Raw genomic sequence first — 2,456 nt, 5'->3', positions numbered from 1 at the left:
GTAAGCGTGGCCTGAGTACCGCTATGCGGCTTGAGCGAAGTCCTGGTGGGTTGGCTGCCAGTTCCACGGCATGAGCTCATCCCAGCGAGTAGCGGGCCAGTCGCCAGCTATCTTCTCGATGACATCGGCGATGTAGGCCTGCGGTTCGATGCCATTGAGTTTGGCAGTCTCGATGACGGAATAGATGGCGGCAGCCCGTTCGCCGCCAGCCTTCGATCCGGCAAAGATCCAGTTTTTGCGGCCGATCGCCATGGGGCGGATCGCGCGCTCGGCGATGTTGTTGTCGATCTCGGCAATGCCCTCGTCGATGTAGCGGGTGAGCGCATCCCAGCGCTTGCGGCCATAGCTGAGCGCCTTGGCCATGTTGGACTTGGGCGACAGGCGGCGCAGCGCATCGTCGATGATCGAGCGTAACTCGTTCACCTGCTGCCTGCTTCTGTCCTGTCTATGCCGACGGCGCTGGTCAGGCGGCTGCCCGCGTATCTCTTCCTCGATCCGGTAGAGCGCGGCGATCCGATCCAGCAGGTTGCTCGTCAACGGCGTCGGGCTGGTGGCGTGGTTCTCGAATATCTTGCGCCGGAAATGCGCCCAGCAGGCGACTTCCCGAATGCGGTTGCCCCTGTAGAGCTTGTCGAAGCCCGCATAGGCATCAGCCTGTAGCAGCCCGGTAAAGTCCTTGAGCTCGCTTTGCGGGTGGACGCCGCTGCGATCGGGAGTGAAGCGATACCAAGCCAGCGCCGGCGTCGATGCGCCAGCGGCACGATTATCGACGACATAGGCCCAGAGCCTCGCCTGCACCGTCTTGCCCTTGCCGGGCATCAGCATAGGAACGGGCGTGTCATCGACATGGATCTTGCCGGCCTTGATCCCTTCTTCCCGGATGCGACTGACGATCGGGTCAAGCAGATGTGCGGCCTGTGCTGCCCAGCCTGCCAGCGTCGATCGGTCGATATCGAGGCCCTGTGCCGCCATCATCTCGGCCTGGCGATAGAGGGGGAGATGATGATCGAACTTGGCGACGACGACATGGGCGAGTGTGGCGAAGCTGGCCTTCCCCCGGGCAATCGCCTTTACGGGCGCCGGGGCTTGCACGATCTGCTCGCAGGATCGGCAGCTATATTTAGGACGGACAGTGCGAATGACGCGCCATTGCACCGGCGCGACATCGAGCATCTCGTCGCTGTCCTGCCCGAGCGGACGCAGGGCGCCTCCGCAGGAAGGACAGGTGCAGGTGCCTGCTTCCGGCTCGATCCGGCGTTCGGCTCGCGGCAGATGCGCCGGCAAGGCGCGGACCGGCGCCGGTCGTTCCCTCTGATCCGCCTGGACTTTGCGGATATCGGCAAGCTCCGCTTCGCCTTCCAACTCCTCAAGGGTGAGTTCGAGCTGTTCGATCTGGAGGGTCAGCTTCTCCGAAGACTGGCCAAAGGTGAGCCGCCGGAGATGGGCCAGTTGGAAACGCAAGGTATCGATCAGCGTGTCGCGGGCCGCCAGAGCTGCCTCCAGCTCGGCGATGCGGGCGTCCTTATCGACGGGGAAAGAGCCTCGATCCGACACCCTGGAATAGTATCAAAGCGGCACCATCGATGCCAGATAAACCCACAGGAATCCGTACTTTTTAGCCCGCCAGCAGCGGCGCGGCTGTCCGCTCCGGGCGTCGCCAGTCAATGCCTTCAAGCAGCATGGAAAGCTGCGCCGAGGTCAGGCCGACCTTGCCCGTCTTCGTCACCGGCCAGACAAACCGGCCACGGTCCATCCGCTTGGAAAACAGGCATAGGCCCTGGCCATCATACCAGAGCAGCTTCACCAGATCGCCACGCTTGCCCCGGAAGGCAAATAGCGCACCAGAATGCGGGCTCTGCTCCAGCACCTGCTGGGCCAGTACTGCCAGACCGTCAAAGCCCTTGCGCATGTCGGTCGCGCCGCAGGCCAGATAGATCCGGGTGGAAGGTGGCAGTGGGATCATCGCGTGAGAACGGCAATGACCCGTGCCAGGGCCTCGGCATCAACACCGGCGTCTACGGTCAGCTTCACGCCCGAGGGCAGCTCGATCCCGATATGACCGCCGGGCGCCGGCAACGCTGGAACAGGGACAGAAAGCTCGACCTCCGCGAACGTGGGCAATGCTGCAGGTCTGGCACCGCCAAGCTCACCCGACATCGCTTGCCGCCGCCAGGTGTAGATCGACCCGCTGCCGATCGCGTGCCGCTTGCAGGCATCGCCAACCGAACCCTCGGGGCCAAAGGCATCGCGCAGGATCGCCAGCTTCTGCTCCACTGTCCACCGGCGCCGACCCGCAACGACCTCAATCCGAGTGCTCATACGACCGCTCGTATGAGCACTCATATGACTGCTCGCTGGTCCACCTTCGATCTCGTTATCCATCGCCGCTCCCTATCCGAGCGGCAATCAGCCCTTCATCCCCCAACCGCGCAAGGCGGCCTCGGCGCCACGGTTAC

The 2,456-nt window shown here is 63.6% G+C and carries 3 protein-coding genes; all 3 read right to left on the bottom strand.

What is annotated here, in order from left to right; genetic code table 11:
- Positions 1-21 precede the first annotated feature (21 nt).
- The 3 genes from tnpC to tnpA all read right to left on the bottom strand — a co-directional run bounded on the left by tnpC (position 22) and on the right by tnpA (position 2,319).
- A complete protein-coding gene (gene tnpC / locus AC0KVN_RS27470) occupies positions 22-1,554 on the bottom strand; it encodes an IS66 family transposase (protein WP_017503763.1) in 1,533 nt (510 codons plus the stop codon).
- 61 nt (positions 1,555-1,615) lie between these two features.
- Positions 1,616-1,963, bottom strand: coding sequence for an IS66 family insertion sequence element accessory protein TnpB (gene tnpB / locus AC0KVN_RS27465; RefSeq protein WP_009824048.1), 348 nt, complete (start codon positions 1,961-1,963; stop codon positions 1,616-1,618).
- Complete coding sequence (tnpA, locus tag AC0KVN_RS27460; protein WP_026109748.1) at positions 1,960-2,319, bottom strand: IS66-like element accessory protein TnpA; 360 nt, start codon at positions 2,317-2,319, stop codon at positions 1,960-1,962. The genes tnpB and tnpA overlap by 4 nt, the downstream gene beginning before the upstream one ends.
- Positions 2,320-2,456: the final 137 nt, after the last annotated feature.

The organism is Sphingobium sp. SG1, from assembly GCF_057063145.1.
This window is presented reverse-complemented; position numbering and strand designations above follow the sequence as displayed.